The sequence below is a fragment of the Nocardia sp. NPDC058114 genome (assembly GCF_042884695.1).
In the GTDB taxonomy this organism is placed as follows: domain Bacteria; phylum Actinomycetota; class Actinomycetes; order Mycobacteriales; family Mycobacteriaceae; genus Nocardia.
In genome coordinates this window covers 1,325,654-1,342,395 of the sequence record NZ_JBHVTK010000001.1, presented here as the reverse complement: position 1 = coordinate 1,342,395, position 16,742 = coordinate 1,325,654, and the positions used below count along the sequence as shown (strand labels likewise).

The 16,742-nt window shown below is 63.7% G+C and carries 19 protein-coding genes and 1 pseudogene; 13 read left to right on the top strand and 7 right to left on the bottom strand.

The features are described 5' to 3' along the window. Window positions 1-96: 96 nt before the first annotated feature. Both ACFVVI_RS06165 and ACFVVI_RS06160 read right to left on the bottom strand, forming a co-directional pair. Entirely contained in the window at window positions 97-954 is an 858-nt protein-coding gene (locus ACFVVI_RS06165; protein ID WP_387443612.1) for an aldo/keto reductase, read from the bottom strand. Window positions 955-998: 44 nt separating this feature from the next. After that, window positions 999-1,193, bottom strand: a complete 195-nt coding sequence (locus ACFVVI_RS06160) for a hypothetical protein (protein WP_387443610.1) — start codon at window positions 1,191-1,193, stop codon at window positions 999-1,001. Window positions 1,194-1,290: 97 nt separating this feature from the next. Between ACFVVI_RS06160 and ACFVVI_RS06155 the strand changes: the two are divergent. Next, window positions 1,291-1,434, top strand: a pseudogene (locus ACFVVI_RS06155) (transcriptional regulator); the annotation flags it as partial. 56 nt (window positions 1,435-1,490) lie between these two features. Here ACFVVI_RS06155 and ACFVVI_RS06150 read toward each other — a convergent pair. Together ACFVVI_RS06150 and ACFVVI_RS06145 are read right to left on the bottom strand one after the other, a co-directional pair. Continuing rightward, window positions 1,491-2,861 (bottom strand): DUF1214 domain-containing protein, encoded by a 1,371-nt coding sequence (locus ACFVVI_RS06150; RefSeq protein ID WP_387443608.1) that lies wholly within the window; start codon window positions 2,859-2,861, stop codon window positions 1,491-1,493. A 386-nt stretch (window positions 2,862-3,247) separates the two neighbouring features. Beyond that, window positions 3,248-3,589: a MazG nucleotide pyrophosphohydrolase domain-containing protein gene (locus tag ACFVVI_RS06145; protein WP_387443606.1), complete on the bottom strand. Its 342-nt coding sequence runs from the start codon at window positions 3,587-3,589 to the stop codon at window positions 3,248-3,250. Between the two features lie 221 nt (window positions 3,590-3,810). Here ACFVVI_RS06145 and ACFVVI_RS06140 point away from each other — a divergent pair, with 221 nt between their 5' ends. The 4 genes from ACFVVI_RS06140 to ACFVVI_RS06125 all read left to right on the top strand — a co-directional run bounded on the left by ACFVVI_RS06140 (window position 3,811) and on the right by ACFVVI_RS06125 (window position 6,562). Then, window positions 3,811-4,224 (top strand): hypothetical protein, encoded by a 414-nt coding sequence (locus ACFVVI_RS06140; protein ID WP_387443604.1) that lies wholly within the window; start codon window positions 3,811-3,813, stop codon window positions 4,222-4,224. 403 nt (window positions 4,225-4,627) lie between these two features. After that, on the top strand, window positions 4,628-5,170 hold the full coding sequence (locus tag ACFVVI_RS06135) for a DUF6301 family protein (RefSeq protein WP_387443603.1): 543 nt from the start codon (window positions 4,628-4,630) through the stop codon (window positions 5,168-5,170). 28 nt (window positions 5,171-5,198) lie between these two features. Next, window positions 5,199-5,459: a hypothetical protein gene (locus ACFVVI_RS06130; RefSeq protein ID WP_387443600.1), complete on the top strand. Its 261-nt coding sequence runs from the start codon at window positions 5,199-5,201 to the stop codon at window positions 5,457-5,459. A 35-nt stretch (window positions 5,460-5,494) separates the two neighbouring features. Then, a complete protein-coding gene (locus ACFVVI_RS06125; RefSeq protein ID WP_387443598.1) occupies window positions 5,495-6,562 on the top strand; it encodes an ADP-ribosylglycohydrolase family protein in 1,068 nt (355 codons plus the stop codon). 54 nt (window positions 6,563-6,616) lie between these two features. Here ACFVVI_RS06125 and ACFVVI_RS06120 read toward each other — a convergent pair whose 3' ends face one another. Next, a complete protein-coding gene (locus ACFVVI_RS06120) occupies window positions 6,617-6,976 on the bottom strand; it encodes a hypothetical protein (RefSeq protein ID WP_387443595.1) in 360 nt (119 codons plus the stop codon). 350 nt (window positions 6,977-7,326) lie between these two features. Then, entirely contained in the window at window positions 7,327-8,112 is a 786-nt protein-coding gene (locus ACFVVI_RS06115; protein WP_387443593.1) for a DUF1963 domain-containing protein, read from the bottom strand. Between the two features lie 447 nt (window positions 8,113-8,559). Here ACFVVI_RS06115 and ACFVVI_RS06110 point away from each other — a divergent pair, with 447 nt between their 5' ends. The 6 genes from ACFVVI_RS06110 to ACFVVI_RS06085 all read left to right on the top strand — a co-directional run bounded on the left by ACFVVI_RS06110 (window position 8,560) and on the right by ACFVVI_RS06085 (window position 13,924). Then, window positions 8,560-9,129, top strand: a complete 570-nt coding sequence (locus ACFVVI_RS06110; protein ID WP_387443591.1) for a hypothetical protein — start codon at window positions 8,560-8,562, stop codon at window positions 9,127-9,129. 777 nt (window positions 9,130-9,906) lie between these two features. Beyond that, entirely contained in the window at window positions 9,907-10,131 is a 225-nt protein-coding gene (locus tag ACFVVI_RS06105; RefSeq protein ID WP_387443588.1) for a hypothetical protein, read from the top strand. A 513-nt stretch (window positions 10,132-10,644) separates the two neighbouring features. Continuing rightward, window positions 10,645-10,830, top strand: a complete 186-nt coding sequence (locus tag ACFVVI_RS06100; RefSeq protein ID WP_387443585.1) for a hypothetical protein — start codon at window positions 10,645-10,647, stop codon at window positions 10,828-10,830. Window positions 10,831-10,837: 7 nt separating this feature from the next. Then, on the top strand, window positions 10,838-11,956 hold the full coding sequence (locus tag ACFVVI_RS06095; protein WP_387443583.1) for a PucR family transcriptional regulator: 1,119 nt from the start codon (window positions 10,838-10,840) through the stop codon (window positions 11,954-11,956). 276 nt (window positions 11,957-12,232) lie between these two features. After that, window positions 12,233-12,697, top strand: coding sequence for a pyridoxamine 5'-phosphate oxidase family protein (locus ACFVVI_RS06090; protein ID WP_387443581.1), 465 nt, complete (start codon window positions 12,233-12,235; stop codon window positions 12,695-12,697). A gap of 189 nt (window positions 12,698-12,886) precedes the next feature. Next, the gene (locus tag ACFVVI_RS06085) at window positions 12,887-13,924 is read left to right on the top strand and encodes a crotonase/enoyl-CoA hydratase family protein (RefSeq protein ID WP_387443579.1); all 1,038 of its coding nucleotides are present in this window, start codon (window positions 12,887-12,889) and stop codon (window positions 13,922-13,924) included. A gap of 82 nt (window positions 13,925-14,006) precedes the next feature. Here ACFVVI_RS06085 and ACFVVI_RS06080 read toward each other — a convergent pair whose 3' ends face one another. Next, window positions 14,007-14,615: a TetR/AcrR family transcriptional regulator gene (locus tag ACFVVI_RS06080; protein WP_387443576.1), complete on the bottom strand. Its 609-nt coding sequence runs from the start codon at window positions 14,613-14,615 to the stop codon at window positions 14,007-14,009. A gap of 92 nt (window positions 14,616-14,707) precedes the next feature. Between ACFVVI_RS06080 and ACFVVI_RS06075 the strand changes: the two genes are divergently transcribed. Then, the gene (locus tag ACFVVI_RS06075) at window positions 14,708-15,169 is read left to right on the top strand and encodes an NUDIX hydrolase (protein WP_378987570.1); all 462 of its coding nucleotides are present in this window, start codon (window positions 14,708-14,710) and stop codon (window positions 15,167-15,169) included. A gap of 190 nt (window positions 15,170-15,359) precedes the next feature. Beyond that, window positions 15,360-16,721 carry an FAD-dependent oxidoreductase gene (locus tag ACFVVI_RS06070; RefSeq protein WP_387443574.1) on the top strand — a complete coding sequence of 454 codons (1,362 nt, stop codon included), beginning with the start codon at window positions 15,360-15,362 and terminating at the stop codon, window positions 16,719-16,721. Window positions 16,722-16,742 lie beyond the last annotated feature (21 nt).

Below are 16,742 nucleotides of genomic sequence, written 5' to 3'. Positions count from 1 at the left end.
GGCGTCGATGTTGTCGGTGATCGCGGTGGCGTCGTAGTACTCCTCGTCGATCAGGGCCTGCCCACGCCCGTCATGCGTGGGCGCGGGCAGTGCGGGTCAGTTGTAGCTGCGGCCGGACAGGCGGCGCACGGCCTCGGGATCACGGTGGTCGAAGAACAGGGACTCTCCGGTGTCGAGGCCGGCGATCGCGGTCATCTCGGCGTCGGTGAGAGTGAAGTCGAGGCTGTCGAAGTTCTCGGCCATGCGTTCGGGGCGCACCGATTTCGGGATCGCGATGACGCCGCGTTCGGTGAGCCAGCGCAGCACCACCTGGCCCACGGACTTGCCGTGCGCGTCGGCGATCGCGGTCAGGGTCGGGTCGGCGAACAGGTTGTTGCGGCCCTCGGCGAACGGCCCCCACGACTGGATCTGCACACCGAGCTCGGCCATCTCGGTCTGGTATTCCGCGCGCTGGAAGAACGGGTGGGTCTCGATCTGATTCACCGCGGGCGTGATCTCGTTGTGCTCGATGAGGTCGACGAGCCGGTCGGGGTAGAAATTGGCCACCCCGATCGCGCGGATCAGGCCCTGGCGGTACAGGTCGGTCATGGCGCGCCATTCGCCGTAGTAGTCGCCGAAGGGCTGGTGGATCAGATACAGGTCCAGATAGTCCAAGCCCAGGCGATTCAGCGAGTCCTCGAAGGAGCGTTTCGTCGCGTCCTCCGCAGACCCGTCACGCGAGTCCTGGATCCACAGTTTCGTGGTGACGAACAGATCCTCCCGCGCCACGCCGGACGCGGCGATCGCGGCGCCGACGGCTTCTTCGTTGCCGTAGCTGACAGCGGTGTCGAGCAGCCGGTAGCCGGTGGCGATCGCCTCGGTGACAACTTTTTCGGTATCGGCATCGGGGATCTGGAAGACCCCGAAACCCAGGATCGGCATCTCGACACCGTTGTTGAGGGTCACAGTCTGCACAGCAGTACTCCTTTCGATGGAGGAAACAGGGTCGAACAGGTGGATCAGCTGGGGTGCGCGGCAACAGTGCGGGTACGCGCGTGTTCGGCGGGACGGACGAGCACCACGACGGAGATCAGCGCCACCGCCAGCATCGCCGCCCCACCCGGGTAGGCGGCGCTGACACGCCCCGCCGGCCTGGCCGAACCCGAGCCCGACCGCGAGCGGGCAGGCCGGTGAGGATCGTGTCGGTCATGCACCCATTGCACGCCGACCCGACCATGGCTGGAAGTGACCGCTGTTCCGTGTACTGGCAGTCACTGCTTCCCGACCGACCTGCGGTTTACCGTGGACGTCATGAACAACCAGAGCGAGGTGCGTGAGTTCCTGCGGACCCGGCGAGCCCGCATCACCCCTGCTCGAGCCGGCCTACCCACCAGCACCGGGCATCGCCGCGTGCCCGGGCTGCGCCGGGAGGAAGTCGCCCTGTTGGCCGGGGTGAGATGTCGGTTACACACTCCTCGACTGTCCGCATACGGTGGAGGGAGATGACGATGTCACCTCTCGCTACTTCCTACCGCGGGTGGCTGCCATGTGCCGTCGAGGATGGTCTGGTCCGGCCAATACGCGCGCAGAAAGATCGAGAATTCGTTGTCGGGTGCGGGCAGCCAGTTCGCCAGCAACTTGGCCTCGGTGGGTGCGGGGCCGCCGACGGTCAGGGTCAGCGAACCGTCATCGCTGTAGTTCAGGTCCTGGTTCTTGGTGCCCAGCGAGTACCGATCGAGGTCGTTGGGGTGGAAGAAGTGGTGCCTGTTGTAGACGGTCAGTGACCAGAACCCCTGCACCGGGGGCAGCTCACCGGCCGGGAACCGCACGGTGTAGGTGTTCGCGCCTTGCAACCGTTGACCGGTTTCGTCCAAATCCTGGTAGTAGTAGGCGGTTTCGTTCGGCGTGTTGACGAAGATGTTGGACTTACCGATCGCGGTACGCGACAGATAATCAGTGCCGAACGCAGCCCCGTTGCGTTGAGTGGTCCAATGATGCGGCGCGGGCAGTCCGATATTGCGGAACTCGAACAACTGCGTGACCACGGCATCGGTCTCGACAGCGGTCCGACGTAGCGTGTCGGCGATCGTCGTATCCCGGTCGGCGGCCTCTAGCAGCGATCGGAACCAGCTGTAGAGCGCTTCCTCACCCGGACGCGGCGGTACTTCCTCGAGTACCTCACCCAGCGCGGGAAAGAACGCTTCGGGGTCCACCCACTGGGTTTCGCCCTGATCACCGGTTGCGGTATCACCACCGTAGGATGGTGCGTTCGCCCAGTCGAACACCTTGGCGGTGCCGTCGAACTCCGAGAGTGGATACATCCCTATGCGATCGACCAGCGGCGCGACAGCGGTCCGGTCCTGCTCGGTGTCATCGAGGAACACCCGAGGTATCACCACACCCGAACGGGTGTCGTGGCAGAACACACCCGTGATTCCGGCAGGTACTTCGCCGTCCCATGAGGTGTGCGCAAGGAGATAGAACCCCGGAGGGGTCCCGTACATCTTGCCCAGCTCGACGAACGAGTCGGTGCGTTGATCAACGACCTGATACACCCAGAACCGGTCACCGAAATCGGGTACCTGCACCACCGACGGGCCGTGGTGGGCGTCCAGCACGCCGAACCCGTAGACCACATCCTGGTTCGGGCAGGCTACTACTCGTTCCTCGGGCCGGATGTAGTCACGCAGCATCCCGATCGTTCCGGGTGGACCGGCGGGCACGATTCCGGCGAGCAGGCCGGGCGCGGGTAGCTGTTCCATGAACACGCGCCGGTTGTGCAGGTTCACCAGCGGCCATCCCCACAGATACGCGGTACGACCGATCGCACTCGCGTACTCCGGCGTCATCTTCGGACCATCGAACCCGCCGATACCCGACATCACGGCTTCCTCTCCTCGCAGACGACAGCACCCAACCGGACGGTAAGCCGCACCCCGCCACACCGACTCATCCGATGCGGGTGAACTTCGCCGCCCAGTGCCGATGTCACCGCCTTGTCACAGTCGCGCGTACATCCCGGACATGACGAAGCTCCGACTAAGGCGTTTGCCACCTCGCGAAGGAATACCCGGGCGACCGAGAGACCTGAACAGACACCCGGAGTTCGACTTTGAAGCGAACGTCACGGGAGCGACCGGGGTTCGAATCCCTCCGTCTTCGCACAAACCAGCGGGTCTGCTACTCGTCGTCCATCTTCCAGCAACCGAGACCACCGAGTCGGTCGGAGCATCCTGAAATGCCGAATGGCCCGCATTCTCCGGGGCGGTCACTGCTGAGTAGGGAGTTCGGCCAGCCGCGCGGAGATGGTTTCCTTCAGCTCACTCATCGTTTTCGAGAAGGCGGTTTCGACATCTACCTCGTACCGATGGGCCAAGATCAGAACCGACCAAAGACAGTCGGCGAGTTCATGTTCTAGTGCTTCACGACCACCTGGCATCGATCGCGTACCCTCCGCTGCCATCACTAGTTTCGCGAGGTCGCCTACGTCGCCTACGAAACCGAGCACGAAGTCTTGCCGAGTCCATGTACGGCCCCGTTCGACGAGGTTCAAGTCGTCGTAGAGGTCGTGCACTTCGATGGCGCGTGCTTGAAGATCCTGAATGTCCACATGTCAGGTCTACCAAGATCTATTGTGCGACGGTGGATATGGGAATCCGCACCCGCCGCGAGGCGCGCGGTTCGACGCGGTCGCAGCGCTCACTCTTCCCGAGACGATCTTGGGCCGTTGGAGTACGCGCTCGCGCCGAGTTCGGTGTGCAGTGTCAGGGCGGGACTGGCACAGGTGAGTTCGTCTACGCCCAGTCGCCGTCGACACGGTGAAGTAGCGAGGTGGAGAAACCTGCGAACCTCGATGCACGCTTCGCCGCGTGGGGGCGCACCAAAGGGTGGAAGGCGTTGGACCCGAACCACCCAACCGAACGCGAGTACCTACTGCAGTTTGCAGCGCGCCCAGGCATGTTCATCGGTTTCACCACCGTTCGTGGTGTGACATGCTTCCTGAACGGTTACGACTACGCCGCACGCCGGTCTGGAGGTCGAGGACTGGATGGCTTTCGCGAGTGGCTTCTCACCAACCACCTTCATCGCGAGAGCAGCCTCTCCTGGCCGAGTCTGATCACGCAGATTGCACTGCCCGAGCGGGACACCGACACAGATCTCACTCCCGAGCAGGAAGTCCGCATCCTCGAGGTGTTGTTCGACCTGCTCGATCGATTCCTTGCGGAACGTGAAAGCAACGCCTGAACATCCGCACATACCGCCTACCGCGGGACCGGCCAGCCTCCCCGACACCTGCAATGCCGCCTACGAGCAGCCTTGATCTCTGACCGGCTCGGTGGTGAGACTGAGCGAGAAATTCTGAGGTGTCCTTTGCGCTGCTCAGGCGACGTGAAGTACGTAGCGTGCACACCTGGCTGGGGTGAGATGTCCGTTACACACTCCTCAGACCAGAGAACGGGAGGGAGACAACAACGTCGCCGCTACTATCTGCGGATCAGCCCTCGACCACATCGCTACCACCGAGCCGGCCGGAGCATCCTGAAATACCGAATTGAGGGTCGTGCGCCCGGTGGTACAGGTGTTTCAGGGGTGCCCGTCTGTACCGCCGGGCGGTGGTGCTGGAGAGCTACACTCGCTAGCCGACTGTGTGACGAGGCTGAGGAAATCTGTGGGCTTGAATGGTGATATCGAAGGGGCGGTTCGCGTCGCGAAAGCCGCCAAGGCTTTTTCTTGGACCTGGGCAGACGAGGACGTCGAGCGGTTCCGGAGCGTAGTTGGATGGGAGTTCCTCGGGAGGAATCGCGAATCCTATTCTCTCGCTACCGATCTTGATGTAAACATCCCTCACGCCGACGTATCGTGCGACGGGTTCCTGCTCAGGAAGTACGGAGGAGATCGCGAGTCGATTCTGCAGATCTCGGTTTATGTCACCGACATAGCGAAGGATCAGGTAGAGCACCTTCGACAGCTGTTCGATCAATTCTCGGCCCGATTGACCCGGGAGCTAGGTGAGCCGGACGAGAAGATCGCAGGCGAAAAGATCGAATGGTCAACGCCCAGCGGGATCATTGCCCTAATGGGCGGCGCCATGAGCATCCACCTTGAGGTCGTGAATCCCAGATATCGGAAATGGGACGATGATTGTGCGTGGTATGAGGATAGGGCCGAAGTAGACCCGATGGACGAGTGACCCCGGAACGTGCCGCCATACTGATCAAGTGGCGGACGACGAAGCATCGAAGACCGATTGGATCGTCACGTTCCCCGACTATCCGCAGTCCAAGGACTCACTCGCGCGAATCGTCGATGCCGACGGTGGACGGGACGAAGCAGAGAATTCGTACTACGAAGCGTGTGCTGACCCTGACTACGTTCATCAGGAGACGATGCAGCGTCGGTTCCGCGGCCAGTACTTCCGCAGGCTTCGGCGCCTGGCAAGCCGTGATCGCTTTCGCCGCCCTCCGGGCATCCGAGACTGACGGATCTGCGAGCGATCGGCAGGGCATCGTCGAGAGTGCTTCGGATCGAACGCACTCTTCTGCCGCATACCGCGCTGACGGTGCTGGCCAGAGACCGCAGTGGCGGGTTAGATCCGTTGCGGCTCAAGGGCATCATGAACGTGGTCTACGTTACGTTCGGGCAACGTCGGATTTGGTCCGGTGGTCGCGGCGACTGTCAGACTGGTTGGATGAAACCTGATGGACAGGCGCGGGCACTGTCCTCGTTGCGTGGTTTGGCGGTAGGCGACGCATTCGGGGCATGTTTCGACGACGCGATCAATCATGGCGCGTTGCGGTCGCGAACCCTGTTGCCCGGGCCGTGGTTGTGGACCGACGATACGCAGATGGCGTGCTCGATCTTCGCTGTGCTCAGTACCCACGGTCGAATCGATCAGGAAGTGCTGGCCCGTTCCTTCGCCGAGCATTACGACATCTATCGCCGATACGGGCCCGGGACGAGCCGGATCCTGCGGCTCATGCGCCAAAAGGGTTATCACTGGCGTGAACTCGCTCGACAGGCACGTGAGGGTCGGGGTTCCTGGGGCAATGGTGCGTCTATGCGGGTGGCGCCGGTGGGTGCGTGGTTCGCTGACGACCTGGACCGGGTTGTTGAAGAGGCGACAGCGTCGGCGGTGGTCACTCATACCCACCCCGATGCTGTAGCCGGTGCGGTCGCGGTAGCTGTCGCTGCAGCCTTGTTCTCGACGCAACCGCAGCAAAGTCGTAGTCAGTTTCTCGAAACGGTCGCAGCCTGGACGCCTATCGGCCCGGTCCGAGACAAGATCACTGATGCCCAGGATATTCGCGATGCTGTCACTGCGGCTGCGGAATTGGGAGTCGGACACGACACCTCCGCGCTCGATACCGTCGCGTTCTGTCTCTGGGTCGCGGCTCACCACGGCCATGACTTCGCTGACGCGTGCTGGACAGCCGCCTCCGCGGGTGGTGACAGTGACACCACCTGCGCGATCATCGGTGGAATTATCGGTGCCGGCCCCGTCCGCGAGGTCGTGCCGCCCGAATGGTTCGCGAGCTGCGAGCTGCTCCCTGAATGGGCAACCGCGGCTATACCGCTCGCCTGAAACGCGCTGTAATGCCGCAATCCGCGCGAGACGGCTGGGATAGGCCGATGCTCTTCAGTCGATCTCGATCTTTGCCAAACCAATAAGGTCAGCTACGTCATGGTGATCGTGTTGCCAGGCCGTCCCCTCGCACTCTTCAAGCGCTTCGTCCGAGAATCTGTGTGCGGCAAGCAAAACAGTGGCCAGCTCAGGTTGTCCGCTCGTAGCTGCGATGTGGAGCGCATAGTGCAAGGCGCTGTCCAAAGATCTCAGCAGCTGCTCAACTGTGGTGAGGTCACCTCGCTTTGCGGCGTCCACCACCACACGCCGGTGGGCACTAGTGAGTTCACGATGGTCGGTGATTCGGGCCGCGCCATCACTGAACTTCCGGCTATCGGCGTCGTCGGGTGGCAAGCAATGGTCGAGGGTTGTCACCCGCGGCAGTATTCCACTGTTGCTCACCAGGTGCGGCAAACAACCGCAAATGCCGCTGGGCGCGCGTCTGCTCCAGAGGCAGCTTCGGCCCGTCCGGCCAAGTCCTGCTGATGTTTCCGACGTACCGTAGCCTGCCGGTTTCGTCCGCTGGTATCCGGGGCGGACTGCCCTAGTTGTGACAACGTGGTGACACTGGCGTACCCCGTGTGGCTGACCACAACATCTGTCACCAGCTGTCTATCGTTGTTGTCGCGAACCGTGTGCTCGGGGTCGCCGAGGCGAGTTGCCCGGCTCCGAACGTCCGCTCATGCCGATTTGCGGATGAGTACGGCACGAGTCCGACCCTCGTATCAGTAGCTTTCCCAGTAAACCTCGACGTTGGTGAAGTCGCGAGCCTGGAGATGCTCGATATCGATGAAGCAGTAGAGGGTTCCGAAATCGCCCCAGCCCATACCGAGTTCGTGATCGGTGTCGAACTGGGCAATCAGAACAGGTCCGAGCGGTGGATAGTCGGGGAAGAAGTGCCGCTCGGCCGTCGTGTCAGGCAGGAGGCCGCGGTCGCGTTCACCCTGGATCTCGTTGGCCCACCCACCGAGTTGATGCCACGACGATGAGTGGGAGAAGAAAATGTCGGAGAAGGACTCCAGGCGTTCGTGCACGCTGTCGTCGTGGTCGCCGTCCCCGAGCAGGTACTCCTCGAGCCACTGGCGCGAAGGAATTGTCGGAACAGTCACGTACGTCATCGGAACGTGTCGGAAGAGTCGATTTTGACGTTCGAGGTCCTCGGGCAGTGCTGTTTTCTGGAGTACTACGTCGTCGGCGAAGTACAGCAGCGCGCCCGACCATCCACCGGTGTCGCCAAACACCGTGATCCTGCCAGATGCTGGAAGGCCCAGATCCAACGCGGGCAATCTCGCCAAATCGATTGTGGCCACGTGCTCGTAGTGGCCCCGATCGTCTCCGGGCCAGTCGAACCCGTCCGGGAGCTCCGGAAGTCCGCCGAAGTATCCGATGAGCATGTCTCCCTGGCTGCCGTGACGGAGCCGCAAACCTTCCCGGATCGTCAATTGGAAGTCAGGGTGCAGTTCCTCGGGGATATGCGAACTCATCAAAGCGTAAAGATCAGCCTCAGCCACCACACCATCGTCACACGAAGCCCCTGCGACTGTTCACATCGCTGTGCGGGCGTTCGGTCTGTCCGTCCGAATCATGTGCTGCGAGGATCCGCACATGCCGCATACCGCGCGGTCACAAACGTCCGCATCTGCCGACGGCAGATCTCACTGCTTGGGAAGCAGGCGAATAGCCAGGAAAAACGGCCTGAACTGGCAACCGGTTGCGCGTGAGGTACCCGGATTTACCCCCTTTGACCCTGGCTCAGGGCACGAATGGGGCACGGCCGGTGAGCGTCGCCAGGCGAGTTGCCCGCGCGGTCGAACGTCCGCTCATGCCGAATTGTGAGATTCCAAGCCAGCAGGTGGAGCGAGTCGATGAACGATGGCTGTGGTCTCGGATGGGGCGAACCGGACCGCCTTCGATTCTGACAGGCTCGGTTGTCGTTGTAGCTGGCTAGGATTCGCGACGTGTCACGGATATTGCATGTCTACCTGGTCGACCTAGCCGAGCTCGCAGCAGAGATCAGTTCCAGGGACGAGAACCTTCTGAACCGGATTCTTGCGCTGAAGCCCGAAGAGCTCTCAGCGACCTGCGACCGGGACGACGATGTCAATCCCGGCGAGCTGAACACTCATGCGCTTCGAGCGATCTTCGCTGGCGGGCCGTTCGACGAAGAACATGCCGAGGGCTACGTCGTGGCACTGAAGTTGATATGCGACCAATTGGGCCCCTACATAGGTGACGTCGGCTTCTACTTCAGGGATGACCTGCCCACTCCGATCGAAATGCTGACCACCGGCATGATGGAGGAGGACCCCTTTCCGGGTACTCCGTCGTTGGCTGAGAGCTTCGGCTTCGCCGAAGACCATGGTTGGGGCCACATGAGCCGAGAGGACTGCGCCGAAGAGCTCGAGCACTGGGAGAGCGCAGTTGCCGACGATCCGAACTGCTACAACGGTTTCGGCACACCGATCGTCGAATGGCTTCGCGCATCGAAGAAAGCCGGAAAAGACCTCATCGGGTTCTGGGCCGGATAGCGACCATGGCGTGCGTCCCTAGTGGAACGCACGATAATGCCGCTTACCGTGCTGACCGACCCGGCCAGTGCGGAGCCCCGGAAGGGCAAGCGGCCGGGCCGGGCCGATGACCGGCCAACGCCTGCAAATGACGAATGGCATGAGCCCGTGGGCGGTCAGAATTCCAACTGGGCATCGAGTCGACCGATGATCGCGCGAAGCTCGCGCGCGCTGCGGGGTGACATCGCTGAGATCACGATGTCGAGCAGGTCGCGGGCCTCCACCGGACTGCCACAACAGAAGTCGTGCACATCCCCGAACTCGTAGTAATGCCGCAGCTCGCGGGTCGGACGGCGAACGTGGTTCTTCCACAAACGAACTGCATTGCCGACATCCCCTGTCCGCAGGTAGTTCCGGGTGCGCTCGAGGCGAGCGATCTCGGAACTCGCCGACGACGACAGTCCGTCGATAGCGAAGGCGGCGCCATGGGGTCGGGGCCTCAACGCAGCGGCGGCCCGGACCTCGGATGGGCGGTTACGCGGCATGGGCCTTTCGGCTGGAGATCATGTCGAACATGATGCCACGATCGAACCTGGCGAACGTAGTCAATTGCCGCCTACCGCGCGACCGGCCAGCCTCTCCGACACTTGCAATGCCGGCTGCGCGCAGCCTTGATCGGCTGACCGGCTCGGTGGTGGGACTGAGCGAGGATTCTGAGGTGTTCCTTGCGCTGCTCAGGCGACGTGAAGTACGTAGCGTGCACACCTGGCCGGGATCAGCGTCGACTACTACGCGCGCATGGAACGCGGCAACCTCACCGGCGTCTCCGACGAGATCGTCCACGCCCTTGCCCGGGCGCTGCAACTCGACGACCTCACCCGCGCCGCCAAACCGGCCCCCGCCACCACCCGACGACCCAAACGCACCTCCGACCAAACCGTGCGTCCGACCCTGCAACGGTTCCTCGGCGCCCGTGCGGGCATAGCAGGCCGACCGGCTCGCCGCGCGCGACCAGCGCCGTAGCGGCTGCAACGGACCGTTCCCGGAGTTCGGCATAGGTGAGGGTCGACTGCGACAATGACCAGAACGTGGTGCGGACCTGCGAGTGCGCGGTCGCGACCTCGGCCAGCCGCTGGTGCAGCGTCAGGCCCGGAACGGACGATGTCATTGCTGTATGACAAAGGCCCCGGGTAGCCGAACCCTGAACGATCAGTTAAATGCAGGGCTGCGATAACACAGTCCGCTCCGACAATAACAATAACGCGAATTTCCCTAATAACTCGGCTGAAAAGGGAATTCGGGTTCCGGGCCCGGAGCAGTCGACAGGACGAAGGCTGATCAGGGTTTGGCGCCGAGGACAAGGTCACCTCTGTCGACTCTGGACCTCAGTGCAGTGACGGCACATACCGATGGGTACAGACTTTGCTTGCCGCCGCTGCGCAGCGACCTACATCACATGATCGCTCGATTGTGGTCCCAGTCACCGGTATCCGTGGTGCGCGGTCGATCAGATAGGACTTGTAGGAAATGCTTGCAATGAAGCAGCACATGCGCCGGTCCGCCGTGGCCCCGGCGCTCATCGTGGGGGTTGCCGTCGGGCACGCACTCGGAGCGACATCTGCCGGCGCGGAGCCCGGCGTGACCTCGGACTCGCCGTCGCTCGCCGACGCGATCACCGATGGACTGAAGCCACAACCTGACCTGGAGGGCGAAACACTGTGAGCCCCCGATGACCAGCCACACCGAACTCGGGTCGCCCGCGCAACTCTCGCCGGCGACCGCCCGGATCGCGCACAAGATCCTCGAAACCATCCCGCGTCGCAGCCGACGAGGAAACGTTCTGCGCGAGGAGATCAGCGCCATCGTTGCCGACTGTCTGGTACTGGTGTCCGACACAGCCCGGACACACCGCGGCCTCGGGACGCCGCGTCTTCGTCCGGTTGTTGCGCGGTGGGCGAGCATCGGCGTCCCGATCGACACTGTGCAGCACCATGTTCACGCAGGGTTCCGGCTACACATGGACGATCTCGAAGCCCGCTGCGCGCCCTTCGACGAAGTGCGCCGACTGATGGATGCGTTGAGCTCGGTGACCGCCACGATATCGACGATCTATCTGGAGGTCGCACCGCCCAGCGGCGATCGCGGTGGGTATGTGGCGCGCACTCTGCTCAGGGGCCGGCATACGACGAGAGCTACCCGTGAGCACGGGGCGCCACCCGATAAGCGGTACACCGTGCTCGCGGTGGCAGCGGATCGGTCCGCGCGCGACGCGGTATCACCGCGCGACTTCCGGGCGATGCTGTCGACAAGCTTCGGGCATCCTGTGCCGGGTTTGGAGTCCCGGTTCGGCGCGACGATTCTGGTGCCGGAATCATTTCCCACCGCGAAGATCCGCGGCACGGTCGGACTGACCGCACTCACCGTGGTGGGGATCGCCGCCGACCGAGATCGGATTCCCTCGGCCGCCGAGGAGGCGCACGAACTCTTGGATGTGGCGACACGACTCCATCGCCCGCCGGGCATGTACGAGATCGGAGACCTCGCTGTCGAGTACCAACTGACTCGGCCAGGGCCTGGGCGGGATCGTCTCGCATCGTTTCTCGATCCGGTTGCCGAGTTTCCGGACCTGATCAGCACGCTGCGCGCACATCTCGGCAACGGTCTCAATCGCCGACTCACCTCACGTGAAACCCATATCCATATGAACACCGTCGACTACAGGCTCCGGCGTATCTACGACCTCGTGGGTCTCAGTGCCCATGATCCAAAGCTCATTTGGTTGCTTCAGTCCGCGCTGATCGTGCGCGACTACCAGTCGGCGGACCAGTCCGACACGGTCGTCCGGTAATCGGCTTCGCGATCTGCCTGACAGACCCAGGGCAGCGCTTCCCAACCTCGGCCCCGGTTGCGGACGGGCGGCGACCCGCACACACCGTGTCGGCAGTGCTGTTCTGGGCGCGGTTCGCAAGCAGCGAGGTTACTGCTGTCAGAAAGGATCAGGACAAATGACGGTTCCGGGGGGGACACAGCGTTTAGATTTGGAGGAATACGACGAAGGTGCCCGAACATAGACGGAAAGGTGCTTGGGAGGACAGGCGGATATCCACGACAGGAAGGGAAAAAGATGGGAAGCGACGACCCGAGTGTCAAGGAGCTTGCTGTCAACGAAAGCTGGGCGCTACTCCGTACCGAGGAAATAGGCCGCCTCGCCGTGTGGGTGGATGACCATCCGGATATCTTCCCCCTCAACTACGCGGTCGATCACGGAACCATTGTGTTCCGATCCGCGCGAGGTACGAAGGTGTCCGCCGCGTTGTCCGATGCGCGCGTCGCCTTGGAAGTCGACGGTTACCTCCCTGAGTCTCACGAAGCCTGGAGCGTCGTGATCAAGGGGCGAGCCGAAGGGATCCGTGAGATCGGTGACCTGATGGACACCGTGGATCTGCCCCTCTCTCCGTGGCAGCCCGGGGAGAAGAACTTCTTCATCCGACTCGTACCCACCCTGGTGACCGGTCGCCGGTTTCCTGTTGCCGACCCCGGAGCTTGGCAGACACCTTTGTCCGGCGTGCGACGGTCTCCTCCGGAGTGAGGAAACTCTTGCTGCGGCAGCACTCTCATCGTCATGCGGACATGGACTGCGGCCGGTCGCCGACGACGCGGCGAAATTTCACAGTCACACTTGACTGTGAACTATCGAATGGGTCAGGCTGGTCCGACCACGCGCCGACCACCTCCCCGTGAGCTGCCGTCCGCCGAATCGCATCCGAAGGGACCGTCGATGTCCGAGAACCGACCTCACGCAGGCCATCGTCCCGCCGGCTGGTACGACAATTGGACCGAAGGTCCGGACTCCCCGTGGCGAGACCGACCCGCGCCCGACTACGACCACGAGTACTCGACTCTCACCTACGAGCGCGACGGACGCATCGCCCGCATCACTTTCAACCGCCCGGAAAAGGGCAATTCGATCACCCCCGACACCCCACGCGACCTCACCCACGCCGTCGAGCGCGCCGATCTGGACCCGCGCGTGCACGTGATCCTGGTCAGTGGCCGCGGGAAGGGCTTCTGCGGCGGCTACGACCTGGACATGTTCGCGGAGAAGAGCTTCCGAACCGCCGAAGGCCCGGACGATGTCAACGGCACTGTGCTCGACCCGGTGGTGAATGCGCTCAACCACAATCCGTGGGGTACCTGGGACCCGATGATCGACTACGCGATGATGAGCCGCTGCAACAAGGGCTTCGCCAGCCTGTTGCACGCCAACAAGCCCACCGTCGCGAAACTGCACGGCTTCGCCATCGCGGGCGGCACCGATATCGCCCTGTTCAGCGACCAGATCATCTGCGCCGACGACACCAAGATCGGCTACCCGCCCACCCGCACCTGGGGTATTCCCGCAGCCGGTATGTGGGCCCACCGTATCGGCGACGCCCGCGCCAAGCGGCTGCTCTTCACCGGTGACAGCATCAGCGGCAAACAAGCCGAAGAATGGGGTCTGGCGGTGGAATCGTGCCCGGCGGAGGAACTCGACGAACGCACCGAGGAACTGGTCGGCCGGATCGCCCGCATGCCGGTCAATCAGCTGATGATGGCCAAGCTCGCTCTCAACTCGGCACTGCTGTCACAAGGCGTGGCCAACTCCGGCATGGTCAGCACCGTCTTCGACGGCATCTCCCGTCACACCCGGGAAGGCTACGAATTCCAAATGCGCGCCGCCACAGTCGGTTTCCGGGAAGCAGTGCGCGAACGCGACGAACCCTTCGGCGACTACAAACGAGCCCGGTTCGACCGCAGCCACACCGAGCAGGAATGAATCATGCAACTGCATGGACGAACCGCGGTTGTCCCCGGCGGAGGCAGCGGAATCGGCGCGGTGCCCGGGTGGATGTCGAGCCCTATCCGTCGGCGTCGCTGACGTGACCCACCAGGATGCGAATTGTGTCAGCCCACTGCTCGAGCACGACGCGGTTCGCCTGATCTGAGAGCTGTAGTGCACGCGTGCCGGCGAGTCCCCGCAGGATGGCGACGGTCAGGTCACGGACGGCCGGATAACGCGGATGCGCCACGATCCCCGCCCCGAACAGCCCATCGATCACCCGGTGCAGATCGCGCCCCGCCTTGCGCTCGGCCACCCGCAGTGCTGCGGCAAGATCGGGATCGGTGCCCGCCGCAGCCCACAGCTCGAACTCGGCACGCGCGGGCGGTTGCGTCATCGCCGAGTACAACGCGGTCAGCGCGCGCTCGACCGGGTCCACCGTGTCGCCCAATTTCACCGCCGCCGCCTGTGTCGCCGCTTCGTTGAGCACGACCAGATTCGCCACCAGCGCCTCGGACAGATCGCGCGCTGTCGGGAAATGGTGCAGGAGCGCGCCGCGACTCAGGCCCGCCCGCTGCTGCACGCCCACGGTGGTCAAGGCCGAATAGCCGCGTTCGACCAGCAGCGAAGTCGCGGCGTTCAGAATGCGCGCCCGCGTCGCGTCCTTCTGTTCAGCGCGTGTCGCCATCAGCGGCCCTTTCGTCTGCCCGACGACAATTTAACAGTCACGGGTAACCCGGCCCCACGAAGCTGACCGCTGGTCGCCGGTAGGCTCGCCCGGTGAGGAAAGAGCTTCGAGTCGCTGCCTACGCGATCTGCGTTCGGGAGTCCCGTGGAGCGATCGAGATCCTGCTCGCCAGATGGGTGTCACCCGACGGTGACAGGCAGTGGACGCTTCCGGGCGGCGGAATGGAACACGGCGAGGATCCGATCGCGACGGCCGTCCGTGAGGTCACCGAGGAGACCGGGTACACCGTCGAACTCGTCGAACTCCTCGGCATCGACTCGATCAACCGCCGATACCCGCGCCCGCGTGGTGAATTCGCCGACTTCCACGGCTTACGAATCGTGTACGAAGGCCACATTCGGGCCGGCGAACTCCGCAACGAAACCAACGGATCGACCGACCTCGCCGCCTGGCATCCGCTCACCGACATCGAGCACCTCGACCGAGTCGACCTCGTCGACATCGGAATCGAGCTGTGGCGAACCAAACCGGCCACCGGTCGCGTGCGCGGTTGACCGCGATGGTCGCGTGGGACGCTCCGATCGTGGTGTCCTCGGTGGCCGATTCGGTGAGCCGGGTCCGCCATCGGACCGCCGTGGATACTTCGTGGCACTCGCCCGTCGAGGTGAGCAGGGAAGTGGACTGGTAATCGAGCAGTCGCGTGTCGCACGCTCGCACCATCGCTGAGACTCCAGGAGGTGCGCGATGGTTCGCAGAGGTGAACACGCAGTGGTACTCGGCGCGAGCATGGCAGGTCTGCTCGCCGCCCGAGTGCTGTCCGATTCCTATGACCGGGTCACCGTGGTGGAACGAGACCGTCTCGACGGTCAGTACGCCCCGCGTCGTGGGGTGCCGCAGGGCAAGCATGTGCACGCGTTGCTGCCCAGCGGATCCCAGGCGCTCGAGCGGCTGTTTCCCGGCCTGCTCGACGAGCTCGTCCGCGCCGGTACGAAGGTGATCGAGGACTACACCGACTTCTATTTCTCGATCGGGGGCAACCGGCTCTCGGCCGCCGTCCAACCGGATGTCACGACCTATCTGCCGACCAGGCCGCATCTGGAAGGTCGTGTGCGGGACCGTGTTCGGGTGTTGCCGAACCTGCGGTTCGCCGACGGCAACGATGTGGTCGGCCTGGTCGCGGATGAGGCCGCGGTCACCGGTGTCAGGATCATCTCCCGCACGGCAGGCAGTGCCGAGGAAGTACTCGCCGCTGATCTCGTCGTCGACGCCATGGGCCGTGGCACGCGCACGCCGGCCTGGGTGGCCGAGCTCGGCTTCGACATGCCCGCCGAGGAAAGGGTTTCCGTGCACATCGGGTACTCGAGCGTGGCGCTGCGGCTGCGCCCGGGGAGCGAACCGGAGACGCTGGTACTGATCGGCCCCGCCCCCGACCGGCCGATCGGGATGGCGTTGTTCGCGACCGAGGACGGCACGTGGTTGTTCACCGCGACCGGGTATCGAGACCATCACCCCGGCACGAGTTTCGACGAACTGGTCGAGTTCGTGGCGCCGTTCGCGCCTCCGCACGTGCTCGACGCGTTGCGCGCCGCGGAGGCGCTGTCCCCGGTGACGACCTACCGGTACGACGCCAACCGCCGTCGCCGCTACGACCTGGTCAGCCGCTTCCCCCGGGGACTGATAGCGCTCGGTGACGCCCTGTGCGGCTTCAATCCCATCTACGCACAGGGCATGTCGGTGGCCGCGTTGCAGGCCATGGCCTTGCGCGAGTGCCTGCACACCGGCGGGGACGACGTGGAACGCCGGTACTTCCGTGCCTCTGCGATTCCGGTGAACGTCGCCTGGCGACTCGCTGTCGGCGCCGACCTGACGCAACCGCTGGTGGAAGGCACCCGCACCCTCCAGATCCGGCTGGTCAACGCCTACGTTCGTCGGCTGCTCGAAGTGGGCAGGCACGACCCCGTGGTCGCCGCGCGATTCCTGCGCGTCTCGGCATTGCTGGACCCTCCCGCGTGGCTGATGCGGCCGAGTACCCTCGCGCGGGTATCGGTCGGGATGCGCAGACGCGGCGACTCGGTGGCGCCACCACCGCGGGTGCTCGCCCGGTGACGATCGCCAGCGGGCACCGTG

What these genes read in the sequence shown, in the direction of transcription:
- ACFVVI_RS06150 (WP_387443608.1), bottom strand. Translation starts at nt 2,861, where the DNA reads ATGTCGGGTATCGGCGGGTTCGATGGTCCGAAGATGACGCCGGAGTAC.
- ACFVVI_RS06105 (WP_387443588.1), top strand. Translation starts at nt 9,907, where the DNA reads ATGGAACGCGGCAACCTCACCGGCGTCTCCGACGAGATCGTCCACGCC.
- ACFVVI_RS06100 (WP_387443585.1), top strand. Translation starts at nt 10,645, where the DNA reads ATGAAGCAGCACATGCGCCGGTCCGCCGTGGCCCCGGCGCTCATCGTG.
- ACFVVI_RS06095 (WP_387443583.1), top strand. Translation starts at nt 10,838, where the DNA reads ATGACCAGCCACACCGAACTCGGGTCGCCCGCGCAACTCTCGCCGGCG.
- ACFVVI_RS06090 (WP_387443581.1), top strand. Translation starts at nt 12,233, where the DNA reads ATGGGAAGCGACGACCCGAGTGTCAAGGAGCTTGCTGTCAACGAAAGC.
- ACFVVI_RS06085 (WP_387443579.1), top strand. Translation starts at nt 12,887, where the DNA reads ATGTCCGAGAACCGACCTCACGCAGGCCATCGTCCCGCCGGCTGGTAC.
- ACFVVI_RS06080 (WP_387443576.1), bottom strand. Translation starts at nt 14,615, where the DNA reads ATGGCGACACGCGCTGAACAGAAGGACGCGACGCGGGCGCGCATTCTG.
- ACFVVI_RS06070 (WP_387443574.1), top strand. Translation starts at nt 15,360, where the DNA reads ATGGTTCGCAGAGGTGAACACGCAGTGGTACTCGGCGCGAGCATGGCA.